Annotated in this window: 15 protein-coding genes and 1 other annotated feature; of the genes, 8 read left to right on the top strand and 7 right to left on the bottom strand. The window is 30.4% G+C overall.

Annotated elements, in window-relative coordinates:
• Positions 1-324: 324 nt before the first annotated feature.
• Complete coding sequence (locus tag K7H06_RS10385; RefSeq protein WP_223039793.1) at positions 325-666, bottom strand: cupin domain-containing protein; 342 nt, start codon at positions 664-666, stop codon at positions 325-327.
• Between the two features lie 361 nt (positions 667-1,027).
• Here K7H06_RS10385 and K7H06_RS10380 point away from each other — a divergent pair, with 361 nt between their 5' ends.
• From K7H06_RS10380 to K7H06_RS10365, 4 genes are all read left to right on the top strand, one after another.
• A complete protein-coding gene (locus tag K7H06_RS10380; RefSeq protein ID WP_223039792.1) occupies positions 1,028-2,104 on the top strand; it encodes an extracellular solute-binding protein in 1,077 nt (358 codons plus the stop codon).
• A gap of 70 nt (positions 2,105-2,174) precedes the next feature.
• Positions 2,175-3,215 (top strand): ABC transporter ATP-binding protein, encoded by a 1,041-nt coding sequence (locus K7H06_RS10375; RefSeq protein ID WP_223039791.1) that lies wholly within the window; start codon positions 2,175-2,177, stop codon positions 3,213-3,215.
• Positions 3,216-3,249: 34 nt separating this feature from the next.
• Complete coding sequence (locus tag K7H06_RS10370) at positions 3,250-4,107, top strand: protein phosphatase 2C domain-containing protein (protein WP_223039790.1); 858 nt, start codon at positions 3,250-3,252, stop codon at positions 4,105-4,107.
• Positions 4,108-4,124: 17 nt separating this feature from the next.
• Positions 4,125-5,816, top strand: coding sequence for an ABC transporter permease (locus tag K7H06_RS10365; RefSeq protein WP_246637682.1), 1,692 nt, complete (start codon positions 4,125-4,127; stop codon positions 5,814-5,816).
• 248 nt (positions 5,817-6,064) lie between these two features.
• Here K7H06_RS10365 and K7H06_RS10360 read toward each other — a convergent pair whose 3' ends face one another.
• Positions 6,065-7,378 carry a sodium-dependent transporter gene (locus K7H06_RS10360; RefSeq protein ID WP_223039789.1) on the bottom strand — a complete coding sequence of 438 codons (1,314 nt, stop codon included), beginning with the start codon at positions 7,376-7,378 and terminating at the stop codon, positions 6,065-6,067.
• A 56-nt stretch (positions 7,379-7,434) separates the two neighbouring features.
• Positions 7,435-7,673: a binding site (T-box leader), on the bottom strand.
• Between the two features lie 132 nt (positions 7,674-7,805).
• Here K7H06_RS10360 and K7H06_RS10355 point away from each other — a divergent pair.
• Entirely contained in the window at positions 7,806-9,050 is a 1,245-nt protein-coding gene (locus K7H06_RS10355; RefSeq protein WP_223039788.1) for a M16 family metallopeptidase, read from the top strand.
• Positions 9,051-9,182: 132 nt separating this feature from the next.
• Here K7H06_RS10355 and K7H06_RS10350 read toward each other — a convergent pair whose 3' ends face one another.
• Entirely contained in the window at positions 9,183-9,485 is a 303-nt protein-coding gene (locus tag K7H06_RS10350; RefSeq protein WP_223039787.1) for a hypothetical protein, read from the bottom strand.
• A gap of 296 nt (positions 9,486-9,781) precedes the next feature.
• Here K7H06_RS10350 and K7H06_RS10345 point away from each other — a divergent pair, with 296 nt between their 5' ends.
• From K7H06_RS10345 to K7H06_RS10335, 3 genes are all read left to right on the top strand, one after another.
• Positions 9,782-11,875, top strand: coding sequence for a putative bifunctional diguanylate cyclase/phosphodiesterase (locus K7H06_RS10345; protein WP_223039786.1), 2,094 nt, complete (start codon positions 9,782-9,784; stop codon positions 11,873-11,875).
• Positions 11,876-12,039: 164 nt separating this feature from the next.
• Positions 12,040-13,581: a sensor domain-containing diguanylate cyclase gene (locus K7H06_RS10340; protein ID WP_223039785.1), complete on the top strand. Its 1,542-nt coding sequence runs from the start codon at positions 12,040-12,042 to the stop codon at positions 13,579-13,581.
• A 14-nt stretch (positions 13,582-13,595) separates the two neighbouring features.
• A complete protein-coding gene (locus K7H06_RS10335) occupies positions 13,596-13,763 on the top strand; it encodes a hypothetical protein (protein ID WP_223039784.1) in 168 nt (55 codons plus the stop codon).
• Between the two features lie 18 nt (positions 13,764-13,781).
• On the opposite strand, the gene K7H06_RS10330 is transcribed toward K7H06_RS10335, so the two are convergent.
• The 4 genes from K7H06_RS10330 to K7H06_RS10315 all read right to left on the bottom strand — a co-directional run bounded on the left by K7H06_RS10330 (position 13,782) and on the right by K7H06_RS10315 (position 17,345).
• Positions 13,782-13,949 (bottom strand): XapX domain-containing protein, encoded by a 168-nt coding sequence (locus tag K7H06_RS10330; protein ID WP_223039783.1) that lies wholly within the window; start codon positions 13,947-13,949, stop codon positions 13,782-13,784.
• Positions 13,950-13,962: 13 nt separating this feature from the next.
• On the bottom strand, positions 13,963-15,249 hold the full coding sequence (locus tag K7H06_RS10325) for an amidohydrolase (RefSeq protein WP_223039782.1): 1,287 nt from the start codon (positions 15,247-15,249) through the stop codon (positions 13,963-13,965).
• Between the two features lie 89 nt (positions 15,250-15,338).
• Complete coding sequence (locus K7H06_RS10320) at positions 15,339-16,157, bottom strand: purine-nucleoside phosphorylase (protein ID WP_223039781.1); 819 nt, start codon at positions 16,155-16,157, stop codon at positions 15,339-15,341.
• 12 nt (positions 16,158-16,169) lie between these two features.
• Positions 16,170-17,345 (bottom strand): phosphopentomutase, encoded by a 1,176-nt coding sequence (locus K7H06_RS10315; RefSeq protein ID WP_223039780.1) that lies wholly within the window; start codon positions 17,343-17,345, stop codon positions 16,170-16,172.
• Positions 17,346-17,425: the final 80 nt, after the last annotated feature.

Raw genomic sequence — 17,425 nt, 5'->3', positions numbered from 1 at the left:
GGAGAGAAAAGGGTAATAGAGGATACAATAAATTTAAAAAGTTTGGAAAAGAAAAAGATCAAAGATCTGGACGCAAGAAAAGTAGCAAGGATCAGCGATCATCCAACAATAAAAAGAATGAGGGTAGCAAAAAAGGTAAGGGGAAATTTGCAGGAACAAAAAAACAAGATACTACAAAAGGAAATTCTCGTGGAAGATCTGAAAAATCTAATAGTAAAAGATATTCTAAAGGGAAGAAATCTTAACAATAAGAAAAAGGGTTATGCTTAGTATTTAAGCATAACCCTTTTGAAAAGTTATTGGTATAGAGCTTGTTCCATAAGCCTATAGGCTAAAGACTACAACCAACAACATTTTAAACTTTTCTGTAGCTACAAGACCATGAGGTACATTGGCAGGCATTACGATAGTTTCTCCTTTTTTTACAGTAAAGGCTTCTTCACCTATAGTAATTTTTGTTTCCCCATCAAGAACATAGACTAATGCATCGCCTCCTGCTGCATGGGTACTAATTTCTTCACCTTTATCAAAGGCGAATAGGGTCACACTTAAAGGTTTGCCTTGTGCGAGGGTTCTACTGACTACTCTTCCTTCTTGATACTGAACGAGGGACTCCATTTCAATAACTTTAGAAAAATCAATGTTTTTAAATAATTGTTGACTCATATAAATCCTCCTCTCAAAAGGTTAATTTTGATTATAGTATAGCAAGAATATCCTTAAAATTCTGTGATTTATGTTACGAAATAGATGTTAAAATTATTTTTTCTTAAAAATTGATTGATTATCCCTGTATTTAAATATTGATGAATTTTTTAGATTTTTAGTAGATAGAAATAGGAGATCATGCTAAAAAAATAAATGAATAGGGAGCATATTATGACAAGAAACAAGAGTACGAGGAGAAAATTATAGAAAAATATGATAATGAACGCTATGATGATAGAAAAATTCTATATAAATTGAAAACAATAGAAAAATTTGGTATTATCAAATGGAATGTATAGACAGAGAGGAGTTGTAAGATTTGAAAAGAATTATCAGCATTATCCTAACATTATTATTAGCTTTTGGGCTAGCTGGGTGTGGGAATAGTAAAGCAAATGAGAATGTAAAAACAGAAGAACAAAATACTAAAGAAGAAGTGAAATTAGAAGAAAAAGTGGTAGTTTATTCTACCCATCCTGAAAAATTATTAGAATATGTAGCTACAGAGTTTGAAAAAGAAACAGGTGTAAAAGTAGAGTTTTTAAATTTTAAAGGAGAATTACCTGATAGAGTACGTGCAGAAAAAGAAAATCCTCAATCAGATGTCATGTATGGTGCGGCATCTTCTGTATTTATTGAATTGAAAAAAGAAGATTTATTTGAAAAATACATACCTACATGGGCAGAGGGGTTAAATCCATCTTTTAAAGATGCAGAAGGCTATTGGTTTGGAACGATTCAAACTCCAGTGATGTTATTTTATAATAGGGAAGTAATTAGTGAAGAAAATGCACCAAAGGATTGGTCAGATCTTACAAAGCCTGAATATAAAGAGCAATTGGTGTTTAGAAATGCATTATCATCATCAGCTAGAGCAACATTCTCAAGTCTTCTTTATCAATATGAAAAGACAGGAAAAATAGATGATGGTTGGAAATTTATGAGTGAATTAGATCAAAATACAAAGAAATATTATGGAAGTGGTTCATTACAATTCCAAGCCTTAGGACGTAAAGAAGCAGGAATCAGTTATGCACCATTAAATGCAATAGTTGATAATAAGGTGAAAAACAATTTACCATTAGTAGTAGTAGATGCAGAAAGTGGTTCACCTATTATTACAGATAGTATTGCTATGATTAAGAATGCAAAAAATCCAAATGCAGCAAAAGCATTTATTGAATTTGCTGGAAGACCTGATATTCAAGCAAAACTTGCTACAGAATTTAATCGTATGCCAACTCATCCAGAAGGGATTAAGAACTCTCCAGAATGGATGAAGGAAAAAGAATATAGAATGATGGATGTGGATTGGAGCGTTTTATCAGAAAAACAATCAGAATGGATGCAAAAATGGGATACAGAAATTAAGGATGCTAATAAAGATAAAAAATAATAAATGATCATATAATGAGGGATTTTTTCCTCATTATATTTTTATCTAGAAAATTTATTAGGAGGAAGGTATGGCAAAAGTTACTTTAGAAAACATATCAAAAACCTTTGGGAATACAATTGCTGTAAATCATGTGGATTTTTCTATAGAGGAAGGAAACTTTTTTACTTTTCTAGGACCATCGGGATGTGGAAAAACTACTATATTGAGGATGATAGCAGGATTTATAAAACCAGATAAGGGGAGAATCTTTTTAGGAAATAAAGATATTACCCTGATTCCATCAGAGAATAGAGAGGTAGGAATGGTATTTCAAAATTATGCTTTATTTCCCCATATGAATGTATATGAAAATATTGCATATGGGCTAAAGATTAAAAAAATACCTAAGAAACAAATTTTAGCTAAGGTTGAAAAATATCTTCATCTTGTAAGTTTAGATGGTTATGAGGATCGAAAAATATCAGAACTTTCAGGAGGAGAGCAACAAAGAATAGCGTTAGCAAGATCTCTCATTATAGAACCTAAAGTATTGTTATTAGATGAGCCCTTATCTAATTTAGATGCAAATCTTCGTGATAAGATGAGAATAGAAATAGGGCAGCTACAAAAAAGCTTAGGCATTACAACTATATTTGTTACACATGATCAAAGTGAGGCCCTTACCATGTCTGATAAGCTTGCTGTATTTAATAGAGGAGAATGTGTGCAAATAGGAACACCAAAAGAAATTTATCAAGAACCAAAGAATACTTTCGTGGCTACTTTCATAGGAGATACCAATTTATTAGAGGCAGTAATAGATGATAAATTGGCGAAATTGAGCAATGGAATGATTTTAGATTTGAAAGAAACCCTTAAAGGAAAGTATATTTCAATCAGACCTCAAGACATAAGAATATCTAAAGATGTTAAATGGTTAGAAAATGTATGGAAAGGAAAAGTAGATAAAATCCAATTTAATGGTGCGACTATTGAATATATGGTTTATGTAAAAGGATTAAGATTTAAGGTTAGCCAACTAAATCATATGGATGAGGATTGTAAGATCAATGTAGATGATGAAGTTTATATATATATGAACAAAAATGCTATAAGGGTTTTAAGCTAATAAGGAGGGGAAGTTGCTTAGTGCAACATAAACTATGAAAATTATAAATAAGCAGATTCTTTGTAGACCAGGAACAGTAGTTAATGAAGATATGGTAAATATGAATGAATATGGTGCATGGGTATTAGATGGTGCTACAGGATTAAATAAAAAAAATATAGTCCATAAAGAAAGTGATGCAAAATGGTTTGTTACATGGTGGGATCAATATTTATCTCATAATATCCATAAGAACGAAAGTATTTCAAACATAATAGAAAAAGGAATTAAAATGATTAAAAGTGAATTTTTAACAATTACGCAACATCAAACTTTATCCAATCTAGATTTTCCTTCAAGTTCTATTGTAGTTCTTAAGTGGCATGAGGGTGGATTAGAATATTTTTCATTAGGAGATGTTGTTTTGATAGTTGAGCAGGAAGAAAAAATACAAACCATCATGGATGAAAAGGTAACAAGACTAGATGATCATGTTTTTAAATCTATGAAAGAATTAATGGTAAAAGAAAAAATGAATGTAGGCCAAGCAAAAGAAGAATTGATGGATTTGATTATTAGCAATAGACTTTTAAAAAATACAGAGGATGGATATTGGATATTAGGCTTTGATGAAATAGCAGCAAAAAAAGGGTTATGTGGAAAGATAAAAGTAGATAAAAATACAAAAGTATTGATTGCTAGTGATGGTTTTTCAGCACTTTCTGATAAATATGACTATATAAATAGGAATGAATTAATAAAAGAAATTGAAAAGACTGGGGTAGAACAACTTTATCATACTCTTCGATATATTGAAGAAAAGGATTCAGATGGTATTTATTATCCTAGATTTAAAAAAAATGATGATGCATCAGCTATTTATTTAAATTTTGAAAAGGACTATAGTTGTTAGAGTGAGGGGACTAACTTTTGTATAGTATAATGAAAAATAAAAAAATGAAGATAGGAAGAATGAGCTTAGCTTTAGTAGTAATGTGGTTCTTAGTAGGATATATAGCATATCCTACATGTAATACGGTTATTCTTAGTTTTATGGGGGATAAAGGAATGACCTTGTCTTTTTATAAAGATTTTTTCACAGTGAAAGCTAATATAGAAGCATTAGGGAATACTTTACTATTAGGTTTTTCTAATATTATTGTTTGTGGAGTAATAGGAACCATTTTAGCTTTTTATGTAAATTACTTTGACTTTCCTTTTAAGAAACTGACAAATAAACTATTATTAACTCCTATTATGTTACCAGGAATTATCATTGTTCTTGCTTTTATTCAGCTTTATGGAGAAAGTGGTATGATTACAAAAACCATAGAAATATTATTTAGGCTTAATCAAGCACCGTATGTTTTTTCAGGATTTGGCGGAATACTTTTTGTCCATGCATATACACAATATGTATATTTCTATATGAATGTATCTGTGGCCATAAAAAATATAGATTATTCAGTAATTGAAGCTGCTCAGAACCTTGGGGCATCAAAACTTAAAATATTTACGAGTATAATCCTACCATTTATAAAACCTGCTTTGATTGCTTCAAGTATTATTACTTTTATGTTGGGGATAGGTTCTTTTTCAGCGCCTAGTTTAATAGGAGATCATTATAAAGTTCTTACAACACAAATTCTTTTAGCAAAAGCAAATAATTATATGGAAATGGCAGCTGTTCAAGTGATCGTATTGACTATAGTATCTATTGTATTTTTGTTAGTATTTAGATATTATGAGAAAAAAAATAATTTCACATCTTCAGTGAAAGGGGTAGGTATTAGATCTATAAAGATTGAAAATAAATGGGCAAAAGGGGTATTTATGATGCTATCAACTATTCTAATAGTGTTGATTATATTACCTGTGATTACAATTATAATACTTTCATTTGTAAAGACAGGGACATGGATGATAGAAATCTATCCAAGAGAATTTTCTTTGGACAATTATAAAAATATATTTACAAAATCTAGGGTGCTAGCTCCATTTATAAACAGTATCAATATGTCTATGATAGCAGCATTATTAGGTGCTTTTGTAGCCATTCCTTGTTCATATCTTATTGTGAAGACTCAATATAGATTCAAAATACTTGTAGAGATTTTAGCCATGTTACCTTGGGCAATGCCAGCTAGTGCTATAGCTATAAATATGATTAACGCTTTTAACAAAGGGAATATATTTTCTTTCAATAGCATACTGATAGGAAGCTATGTGATTTTGCCTTTGGCCTATTATGTAAAAGTTTTACCCCTTGCATTAAAAACCATTAGTGTTTCTTTATATAACCTAAATGATACATATATGGAAGCTTCTAAAAGTTTAGGGGCGTCATGGCTTTATACTTTTAGGAAAATAACTATTCCTATTATTATGCCAGGAATAACAGCTGGGATAATGCTCGGGTTTATAAGAAGTGTTGGAGAATATACTATATCAGTGTATTTGTACACCGTATGGAATAAGCCTATTTCAATAGCAATGGTGAATGCTTTGTTTGAGTATGAAATAGGGATTACTATGGCATATGGTGTTTTGATCATTCTTTTGACTGCTATACTATCGGTTTTTGTTACGAAACTAGTAAGAATAGGGCAAGTACAGATATAAATTATAAAATTCATTTTATTGTATGAATCATTTAAATTATGTAATATTTTACAAAATAATCCATAGTGGTGTAAAATGATGTGAGAGGATTAATACAAATGAGGTGAAGTGAATGTTCAGATGGAAAAGGGGATTAAGGGTTAAAGTTGATGAATATACTGCTAAAAATGAAGTTTTGTGTACTGAAAAGGTACTATATTTGTGGAAGTACAAATATAGTACCTTTTATTTTTTATATAAGTGATAATCTAACCAATGCCTCCATAGATAGCTCCTAAAATAACAATAAATACTGCGATAATAATATAAATATATTTTCCTAAAATCAAGAAACTACTTTTTAAAGGATTCTTTGATCCTAGATTAATGGCGACTAATGCCTCTTGATCAGAAGATATCCAATAAAAAACAAAAGCTGAAATACTTGCACCAATAGGAGCTAAATATACGCTCATAAAATCAGCCCATATTCCAAATAAATTCATGTTTATACCTAAAACAATAGCAATACATAAGCAAGCTATGCCTGTGAAAATAGCTGCTTTTTTTCTTGTGAAGTGAAATTCTTCCATTAAAGCTTCAATAGGTGCTTCCATCATATTAATGGCAGAAGAAATAGCTGCAAATACAATGCTTAAGAAAAATATAATAGAAAACACATATCCACCAGTCATTTGAGTAAAGATCTTAGGCACAGTAATAAATAAAAGGGGTGGACCAGCAGCTGGATCAAGGCCAAAGGAAAAAGCAGCTGGAATAATGATAAAAGCAGCCATTAGAGCAGCTAGTGTATCAAAGATAACAATACTTTTTGCAGAGGATGGAATATCTATATCTTTTCCTAAGTAACTTCCGTAAACTACCATTCCTGCACCACTTAGGGATACAGAAAAAAAAGCTTGACCTAATGCCATAACCCAAGTAATAGGTTTTAGAAGATATGAAAAATCTGGCATCAATAGATATTTTACACCTTCTATAGCATTTGGGAGGGTTAAGGATTTTACTAATAGGATGATAAATAAAATAAATAACCCTGGCATAACGATTTTATTGATTTTTTCTATACCAGAACCAATCCCCATACATAAGATAAGAACAGTGCTAATCATTGCTAAGATGATCCATGGAACTGTATCTATACTTCCAGCAAAGTTTCCAAAGTATGTAGGAATATCTACTACTTCAAATACATCTATTAGGGACGCGTAAAAATATCTAAAAATCCATCCAACTACTACAATATAGAAAATAAAGATTCCTGTCATGGCAGCAAGAGGAATACTTCCTAATAGGTGACCAAACTTCAATTTTTTTTCCTTAAAGACTGTTTTGATAGCTCCTAATGCACCTTTTTTGTATTTTCTTCCAAAACTGATTTCTGTAATGAGTCCAGTAGTTCCTAAAAAATATACAAAGATAAAATAAGGAATTAAAAATGCGGCTCCTCCATATTCTCCTAATCTCCAAGAAAACATCCATACATTTCCAAGCCCTATGGCAGCTCCTGCACAAGAGAGTATAAATCCTAGTTTTGAAGAAAAAGTTTCTCGTTTTTCCATTTTGATACCTCCTTAAGATTCAAAAAAATAAAAAGTCCTCTACATGCATTATGCATATAGAGGACGAATAAACGTGGTGCCACCTCATATTTAGAAAATAAAAATTTCTACTTTTTCAGATACGGGAAATGATCCGATAACCTATCTCTATAACGGGAGAAAACCGTGTTGCCTACTAAAGTTTCAGCTTCCACTCATAAGCCCATTCCAAATCATTTTGAATATCAAGGTTCCACCAATCCTCAATTCTCTGTAATTCGTAATGAAATGTACTATCCTTAATCGTAGCTTTTTTATATTTTATTGTTAAGTGCAATTATAAAGAAAAATTATAATTTTGTCAAATGGTATTTCTCAAGAAGTTTCTGCTATAATAGAGAAAGGAAATTTTCAATATAAAAATAATCAATAGAGTGGGAGTAAATATATGGTAAAACAACTTTTGAATAGCAAGGAATATGAACTAGAAAATGGAATACATTTAATAACAATAAAAAAAGATACAAATATTGCTTCTATACATGTAGGACTTAAAGTAGGTGCTATGCATGAAAATATGAATGAAAAAGGAATTAGTCATTTTATTGAGCATATGGTCTTTAAAGGTACAAATATAAGGGATAATCATAGAATCAACCAAGAACTTGAAGAGAGAGCGGGTTCTTATGATGCTTATACAGATTATACTTCTACTGTATTTTCCATTACTGCATTATCGGAGGAACTAGAGGCGTCAACGGAGCTTTTATCTGATATGATAATGAACGCTACTTTTCCAGAAGAAGAAATAGAAAAGGAAAGAAAGGTAGTTTTATCAGAGCTAAAAGCAGATATGGATGATGTAGAACAGTACAGTTATTTAAAAGTTAATGAAATAGCTTTTAAAAAGAGTTCATTAAGATATGATGTTTTAGGAACTAAAAAAACAATAAATAATTTTACAAAAGAACAGCTAAAAACATTTTATAAAGAACATTATATTCCTAATAAATGTATAATCAGTGTGGTTTCTCCTTTTCATCATGATAAGGTAAAAAAAATGATAGAAAAGTATTTAAAAAATTGGGAGAGAAAAGATGAGGATCATATTCTTATTCATATAGAAAAAAACAAAAACATTGAAAAAATCTCTCATAAAAATAATATAGAGCAAAATACGATACTTTTCCTGTATACCTTTTATGGATTAACTCGTAAGGAAGAATTAGCTTTGGAAGTATTAAATCATAAATTAGGGGAGAGTGCCAATTCAATCTTGTTTAGAGCTCTCCGAGAAGAAAAAGGCTTTTCCTATGATGTTTATTCTGATATTGATTCAACAGAATGCATAAAAACCTTGTACATTTATACGACGGCTGAAGAAGATGAGATTTGGGAAGCGAAAAAAGTCATTGAAACTTGTATTGAAAAAATAAAAGAAAGGGAAATATATTTTGATGAGAAGAATATTACTCATATGAAAAAGGTAGTAAAAACTGCTGTTGCGTTAATGTTAGAAGATTCTGATGGGTTAGCTAATTATGCTTTACAGCAAAAGATGGTGAATAAAAAGATCAATGCTTTTGTGGATGAAATGAAAGAACTAGATCATATTCAAGGTAGAGACATCTATAAAGTAGCAGAAAAAGTGTTTTGTGAGCCTGCAATACATATTTTATTGAATAAAAAGTGATTTTAAATAAGATTAGATAAGTTTTTTTTATTTAGTAATAAAGTGTTCTAAAACTGAAAATAATAGATAAGGAATGAGAGTCTTTACTGGTTATAAGTAAGAACTCTCATTTTTTAAACTTTAATAGTACGGTTATAGATCATATACTTCTTCATGTTCATAATCCAAAATTTCTTCAAAAATTTTATTTGATAGATCATTGGAAATATGATTATTTACAAATAATAAACCTTTATTATTATATTTATTGCTAATAACATCTTTGGCAATTACTTTTCCTTCATATCCACATAATACATCATTTATTTCTTCACCTAATCTAGAAAATATTTCATTTTCCTTCCATGCAATAAAACCGATAAGTGATTTTGATGTTGAATGGTCGAATCCTTTATTCATTAAGACTTCTTGCCAAGTCAGATCTGTCTTTTTCACCTAAATACCTCCTAAAAAGTATAAAGTTAATGAATCTAATTAATAGCATTTAACTTTTTAATTTGAAATATTCACTAGTGAAAAATATTTATAGAAATATATGAATTTTACAAAAAATAGGTAGTAATTTTTATTCTTTAAAAAGGTCATTATAAAAAAGTTCAAGACATTTTCCTAAAATGTGAAAATGTAGAAAAATGCAGAAAATTGTAGAAATACAAAGAATAATACGATATGATAATTATAAAACAAAAAATTAAATTACTTTTGTATATTCATGAAAGGAGTATGGCGTATTGTTTTTTAATGGTAAAAAGGATAGAGGATTTAAAGAATTATTTGCTACGTATGAGCGTTCAATGATACTTAATAAAAAATTTCAACCTAAGTCTATATCTTTGAAAATAACAGCCCTATATCTTTTGGTAGGATGCCTATGGATTATTTTTTCAGATAGATTGTTGCAGATTGTTGTGAAAGATCTTAGCAAATTAACACTGCTTCAAACTTTTAAGGGATGGTTTTATGTTGTTGCAACTGCAGGTATGCTTTATATAATAATCTATAGAACAATAGAGGAAAAAGAATGTTGGGAGAAAAAGCTATTAGAAAGCTATGAGAAACTTGAATTTACCCATGAAGAATTAATTGCAGCTGAAGAAGACTTAGAAGGACAAGTTGTTGAATTACAAAAAAGTCAAAAAGCATTAAGAAAAAGTGAAGAACGATTTAGATTAGCTATGGAAGGAGCAAGTGACGGCATATGGGATTGGGATATTGTAAATAATAAATTATTGTTTACAAGAACGAAAGCGTTACTTGGATTTGAAGAAAGTGAAATTGAAAATAGTATAGGAGGATGGATAAACTTGGTTCATCTAGATGACCTGAAGTGTATGAACCAAGAATTAGAGAAACATTTAAAAAGGCAAACACATTACTATGAAAATCAATATAGAATGCGGACAAAAGATGGAAGTTATAAATGGATATTAAGTAGGGGAAAGGCAATTTTTGATAAAAATAGCAAGCCCATTAGAATGGCAGGTTCTCATCAGGATATTACACATTATAAAATAGCTGAGGAAAATATTTACAAGTTAGCTTATTATGATTCATTAACTGGACTTCCTAATAGAACTTTTTTTGAAGAAAAATTGTCACAAGCATTGAAAGAAGCAAAGAAAAATGATTATAAAGTAGCTGTTTTATATATGGATTTAGATAATTTTAAAAATGTGAATGATACACTTGGACATATGTATGGAGATGAGCTACTTAAAGATGTTGCAAAGCTTTTAAAAAGGGTTGTGCCAGCGTTTGGTGAAGTTACAAGGCTAGGTGGAGATGAGTTTGGTATATGGTTGCCTAAGATCATGCACGATGAAGATGTTATCTCTATTATAGAAAATATAATAGGGTCTTTTCAGAAACCTTGGATATTAAGGGATAGAGAATTTTATATTACAGCAACCATTGGCATAAGTTTATATCCAGAACAAGGAAAAGAGATATATGAAATCATAAAAAATGCAGATACAGCAATGTATTCTGCAAAAGAAAATGGCAAAAACAATTACAAATTTTATACACCATTAATGAATAAGCAGTTGTTAGAAAAATTAGAGATGAAGAATAATTTAAGACATGCAATAAAACGTAATGAATTTACTTTATATTATCAGCCTCAGATTGATATGAATAGTAGAAAGATCATTGGGCTAGAAGTATTAATAAGATGGAGTCATCCTACTTTAGGATTGATACCTCCTTATAAATTTATTCCTATAGCGGAAGAATCAAACTTAATCATTGCAATAGGTGAATGGGTATTAAAAACTGCATGTAAACAGAATAGTAAATGGATAAAGATGGGGTTTCCTCCTCTGAAAATAGCAGTTAATCTTTCTGCTCGTCAATTTCAACAGAAAAATTTAGTAAAAGCAGTAAGTGATATTTTGCAAAAGACAAAAATAAAGTCAGAACTTTTGGAATTAGAAATTACAGAGAGTTTGGCCATGAAAGATTTGAATTTTACTATTAAGATATTAAAGAAATTAAGAAAATTAGGCTTGAAAATATCATTAGATGATTTTGGAACAGGCTATTCTTCTCTAAATTATTTAAAGGTTTTGCCTATTGATACTTTGAAAATGGATAAAACCTTTGTGGATAATATTACAGAATCTAAAAGAGAACAATTAATTGCTAAATCAGTAATTGATTTGGCACATGGTATGGACTTGATGGTTACAGCTGAAGGTGTAGAAACGAAAGATCAATTTTTCACATTAAAAGAGTTACAATGTAACAAGGCGCAAGGATATTTTTTTAGTAAACCTTTACCAACAGCGGATATAGAGGAATTATTAAAAAAAGGTTATGCTTAAAAGGTATAACCTTTTTTTATGTAAAAAATCAAACAAAATGCGGGAAATAACAAGATACGACATAAATTTCAGAATATTTGGTATAAAATATAATTGTAGAAATGTTTGATCAGTCTTTTGATGATTGTTATACAAACTACATAGGACAAAATAGGAGTGACAGGATGAAGAAATTTATGGGGATTCGAAATATGAGTTTTAGTAAGAAGATAAAAATAGCTTTAATCTTTTCTTTTATGCCAATAATTTTATTCAGTATATTATATCTAATTCATTCTCGATATATTGTTGTTGAAAGTATGAAAAATGAAAGTTTAAAAATTATTAAGAATGTGCAAAAAATATATATTGAAAAATACATTAATGATGTTGAAAAAGATCTGAATCTATTATATGAACAAATTCAATATGGTGATTTGAATGATGAAAAAATAATGCAGAACCATATGAAAGAATGGGAGCGGTATTGGAAATATAATACAAATATTGATTATATTTATGTAGGTACAAAAGATAAGGAAACATATGTATATCCATATTGGGAAAATAAAGATGGTTATTATGATCCAACCAAAAGACTTTGGTATAAAGAGGGTTTACATAGTAATAAAATCCAGTGGGTATCTTATAGAGACTATAGAAGTAAAAAACGATCAGTTTCTGCATCAAAATCTATAAAAGACAATAAAGGAAATATTGTAGGTGTTTTAGGAATGGACACTACATTAGATAATCTTTCTGCAAGTGTTTCAAAAGTAGATTTAGGAGAAGATGCCTATGTGATGATTGTAAACCAACAGGGAAATATTATTGCCCATAAAGATAAGAATCAATTATGGGAAAGTGTAAAAAATAATCAGTGGTATAAAGCATTGAAAAAAGAAAATTATGGTGTTTTTTATAATAAACAAAAGAAATATTTTATAAGTTTTTCTACAATCAATAAAAATGGGTGGAAGATTATTGGGATTATTCCAGATAAGTATTTAGAAGAATTGTTAAAACCTGTGGGTCTATATGCGAGTGTCATTATTTTAATATCTAGTTTATTATTTTTTATTGTAGGAAATTTGATCATTCGAAAGTTAAAAAGTGAAAATAAAAATATATGTGATATCATTGAAGCCATTGAAAATAAAGATTTGGATATGCTCAAGATAGACCATTATGAAAAAGGTGAATATGGAGAAATCTATAAAAAACTCAACCGTGCTATGAAAATGATCAATCGTATAAAAAATGATGCTATATATGATAAATTAACAGGAGCTTATAATAGACGGTATTTTGACCAAGTATTAGAAGAGCTTATACATAAATCTGAAAATTTTACTTTGATGATGATTGATGTAGATGATTTTAAAAAAGTAAATGATACTTATGGGCATCAAAAGGGAGATTTTGTTTTAAAAGAAATCGCGGAGAGTATTTTAAAAAGTATAAGAGAAAAAGATATATTAGCAAGATATGGTGGAGAAGAGTTTGTCATTATATTTCCCAAATTAGAATCAAAGGATGTATATAATATAACGAATAGGATAAGAGAAAAAATTGAAAATATAAAGTGGCAGGAGAACTGGATGAAAATAACTATTAGTGCAGGGGTGAGTGTATATAATAGACAAACAAAGGAAAAATTAATAAATGAAGCAGATCAACTACTATATAAGGCTAAAAGCTTAGGGAAAAATAAAGTGATTTTTTAGGATAGGTGGATAACATGAGTAAAGAAACAAAGATTATATTAGATGAATTAAACTTTTCCATAGGCAGAATGAATGAACAGGAACAAAAAGGAAAACTAAAGGACAGTCAATACTGGTATAGAGAGGGGCTTAGAACAGCTAGGGACATTGTTTTAAAAGTAGAAAACTTACATAAAAAATAGGTCATCATGACCTATTTTTTATGTAAAAAGCTTTATTACATAATCGACAATTTTTGAACCTAAAAATATTCCAATAATTCCTGCTATACCAGCTAATGTCGGGGGTGCTGGTAAAGGCAGTCTTGCCCAAGAAAATATACTTCCGGTGATGATCCCTGTAAGTAAAGCGATCACTACTAGTTTCATCATTTTCCCTCCGTTATTTTATTAATTTTTGAGCACATAACTGAACATTTTTCATAACAGAATCCAAATTGATTGTAGTTAATTTACGATGTTCCATTAGAATATTTCCATCTACAATAACTGTATCTACGTCTGAAGCTTGGATAGAATATACCAATAAAGAAATCAAATTATGTCGTGGACACAGATGAGGTTTGTTTAAATCGATTAAAATCATATCAGCACATTTTCCAATTTCTATTGAGCCAACCAAATCATCTATACCAAGTGCTTTAGCGCCATTGATTGTAGCCAGTTTAAGGGATGTTTCAGCAGGCATTATTGTACTGTCTCCTATAATACCTTTGTTTAATATAGACGAAAGCTTAATTTCTTCAAACATATCTAGATTATTGTTACTGCAAGAACTATCTGTTGCAAGAGATACATTGATTTCATTTTCTAGCATTTTCACAACAGGAGCAAAACCATTAGCAAGTTTTAAGTTGCTGACAGGATTATATAAAACATTCACATTATTTTCTTTTAAGATTGTAATATCTTCATCAGATAAGTGGACACAATGAGCTGCCAAGGTTCTTACATCAAATAATCCTAAATCATATAAGTGCTGAACAGGGGATTTTCCGTATAAGTTAAAGCTGTCTTCAACTTCTTTTACACTTTCACTTAAATGAATGTGAATGCCTGTTCGTAACTCTTTTGCTAAAGGAATCATTTTTGCTAGATAGTCAGGAGAACAGGTATAGGGAGCGTGGGCACCAACAAAAACACGAATCCTATCATTATTTGATTTGTGCCATTTTTTGAATAAATCTCTTGTTTCTTTAAAATTAGATTGGTCATTCCTTGTTTTATCAAAAAGAGTTTCGCATATACAGCCTCTCATTTTTGCATCTTGAGCGGCTTTAGCAACAATATCTGCGAAATTATACATATCATTAAAGCAGGTAACACCTGATAGGATTAATTCAGCTATACTAAGAAGTGATCCCCAATAGACGATTTCTTCAGTTAATTTTGATTCAGAGGGCCATACTTTTTCTGTAAGCCATTCCCAAAGAGGTAAATCATCAGCATAATTCCTTAAAAGGGACATAGGCAAATGAGTATGGGTATTAATCAATCCTGGCATGACAAGTTTATCTGTAGCATTGATGAATTTGTCATAGTGAAAATCATCTGGAATTTCTCCAATATATTTAATAAGTCCATTTTCAATGGCTATGTCTTTATTTTCTACAAAGACCTTTTCTTTATCAAAGAGCAACACAGAAGGATTTTTAATGAGTATATTCATAAAATTACACTCCTTATAATTTTGTCTTTATTTATCCTATGCTGTTAAGAAAAAATAGTTTGTTTAAATTTTACGAGTCGTTTATCTAACTATATGTTTTTAATGATATTTTTCATAAGTGTAATGAATTTTGCTCGGGCTTTTTCAGAAGTTTCCATTACTTCACTATGATCAAGTGGTTGGTCTAATATACCAGCAGCCATATTCGTCATACAAGAAACACCGATTACCTTAATACTACTGTGAACTGCTGTAATAACTTCTGGAGCTGTTGACATACCTACTGCATCTCCCCCTAAAATACGTACCATTTTTACTTCGGCAGGAGTTTCATAAGTAGGACCGCTCATACAAGCATAAACTCCTTCTTGTAGTTCAATATTTAAAGATTTTGCAATTTCTTTTACTTCAGCTCTTAAGTTTTTATCATAAGCATTTGACATATCAGGAAAACGAGGACCAAAGTCCTTTAAGTTTTTTCCAATTAGGGGATGATCTCCAGATAGATTTAAATGATCACTAATTAACATTAAATCTCCTGGTTTATAAGAAGTATTCACTGCGCCGGCGGCATTTGTGACAATTAATTTTTTGATTCCTAATAATTTCATTACACGAACTGGGAAGGTTACTTCTTTCATAGGATAGCCTTCGTAATAATGGAAACGACCTTGCATAGCTACTACTTTTTTTCCTTCTAATGTACCTATAACCAGTTGACCCGCATGACCTTCAACTGTAGATACAGGGAAATTTGGAATTTCATTGTAGGGATATACTTCCTTTTCCGTTATTTGGCCTGCAATAGCACCGAGCCCTGAGCCCAATATAAGACCGATTTCAGGTTCCACTTTTGTTTGATTTAAAATATATTCTGCAGATTGTTTTATTTTTTCACAGTATTCCATTTTGTATCCTCCTTATTTATTAATCATTTCTTTTAAGAAGCTTTCTCCGTTCTTAATGGGGGAGATATTAAAAATTTCAGCAATGGTTTGCCCCATATCAGAAAATGTTTTTCTTGTTTTTAAATTATGATTTTCTTTTAACCCTTTTCCATATGCTAAAAATGGAACATATTCTCTTGAATGGTCAGTACCAGGCATTGTAGGGTCGCATCCATGGTCAGCAGTAATAAATAATATGTCTGTATCATTCATAGCATCTAAAATTTCAACAAGTCTTTCATCAAAATCTTCTAATCCTTTTCCGTAGGCTTCTACGTTGTTGCGATGACCCCATTTCATATCAAAATCAACAAGATTTGTAAAGATTAATCCTTTTTTATTTTGTTCCATATAATGAAGCGTTTGATCTACTCCATCCATATTATCTTTTGTATGAATGGCTTCTGTAATTCCTTGATTTGAAAAAATATCTTCAATTTTTCCAACAGCCATCACCTGAAGTCCTTCATTTTTAAGATGATCTAGTAGGGTTTCATGTGGAGGGACTAGGGAAAAATCTCTCCTGTTTGATGTTCGAGTAAAATTACCAGGGTCTCCTATGAAAGGTCTTGCAATGACTCTTGCAACGCCATGTTCTTCCTTTAAAATATTTCTAGCGATTGTACAAATTTCATACAAACGATCAAGAGGAATGATTTTCTCATGAGCTGCAATTTGAAATACACTATCAGCAGAAGTATACACAATAGGATATCCTGTTTTTATATGTTCTTCTCCTAATTCTTCGATGATGGCTGTACCAGATGCTGGCTTATTTCCTATCATTTTTGTACCAATAGCTTTTTCAAAAGTATCTACAATTTCTTTTGGAAATCCATTTGGATAAGTTGGGAATGGTTTTTCAAGACAAACACCACACATTTCCCAATGCCCTGTAGTCGTATCCTTACCCTCTGATTTTTCTGCAAAACGTCCATAACATCCAATGGGATTGTCTGCTTTTTTTACACCTTCTATACCATCGATATGGCCAAGGCCTATTTTCTCCATGTTAGGTATATGAAGACCTCCTAATGCTTTTGAAATATTGCCGATAGTATTACTACCTACATCTCCATATTTTTGAGCATCTGGTAGCGCTCCCATACCTACACTGTCAAGTACAATCCAAATAACCTTATTAATCATTATATAGCCCCCTTTGTAGATTGTTTATAGTATAACCATAGTCTGTAGTTATAAATAATATTTTGAGTTTTTTTAAAAAA

This window comes from Crassaminicella profunda (assembly GCF_019884785.1).
GTDB lineage: Bacteria > Bacillota > Clostridia > Peptostreptococcales > Thermotaleaceae > Crassaminicella > Crassaminicella profunda.
The sequence above is the reverse complement of the archived record's forward strand: the minus strand, read 5'-3'. Positions and strand labels throughout refer to the sequence as shown.

Coding starts and splice junctions, on each gene's coding strand:
- K7H06_RS10370 (WP_223039790.1), top strand. CDS start 3,250: ATGAAAATTATAAATAAGCAGATTCTTTGTAGACCAGGAACAGTAGTT.
- K7H06_RS10330 (WP_223039783.1), bottom strand. CDS start 13,949: ATGAAACTAGTAGTGATCGCTTTACTTACAGGGATCATCACCGGAAGT.
- K7H06_RS10360 (WP_223039789.1), bottom strand. CDS start 7,378: ATGGAAAAACGAGAAACTTTTTCTTCAAAACTAGGATTTATACTCTCT.
- K7H06_RS10385 (WP_223039793.1), bottom strand. CDS start 666: ATGAGTCAACAATTATTTAAAAACATTGATTTTTCTAAAGTTATTGAA.
- K7H06_RS10335 (WP_223039784.1), top strand. CDS start 13,596: ATGAGTAAAGAAACAAAGATTATATTAGATGAATTAAACTTTTCCATA.
- K7H06_RS10315 (WP_223039780.1), bottom strand. CDS start 17,345: ATGATTAATAAGGTTATTTGGATTGTACTTGACAGTGTAGGTATGGGA.
- K7H06_RS10340 (WP_223039785.1), top strand. CDS start 12,040: ATGAAGAAATTTATGGGGATTCGAAATATGAGTTTTAGTAAGAAGATA.
- K7H06_RS10325 (WP_223039782.1), bottom strand. CDS start 15,249: ATGAATATACTCATTAAAAATCCTTCTGTGTTGCTCTTTGATAAAGAA.
- K7H06_RS10375 (WP_223039791.1), top strand. CDS start 2,175: ATGGCAAAAGTTACTTTAGAAAACATATCAAAAACCTTTGGGAATACA.
- K7H06_RS10355 (WP_223039788.1), top strand. CDS start 7,806: ATGGTAAAACAACTTTTGAATAGCAAGGAATATGAACTAGAAAATGGA.
- K7H06_RS10320 (WP_223039781.1), bottom strand. CDS start 16,157: ATGGAATACTGTGAAAAAATAAAACAATCTGCAGAATATATTTTAAAT.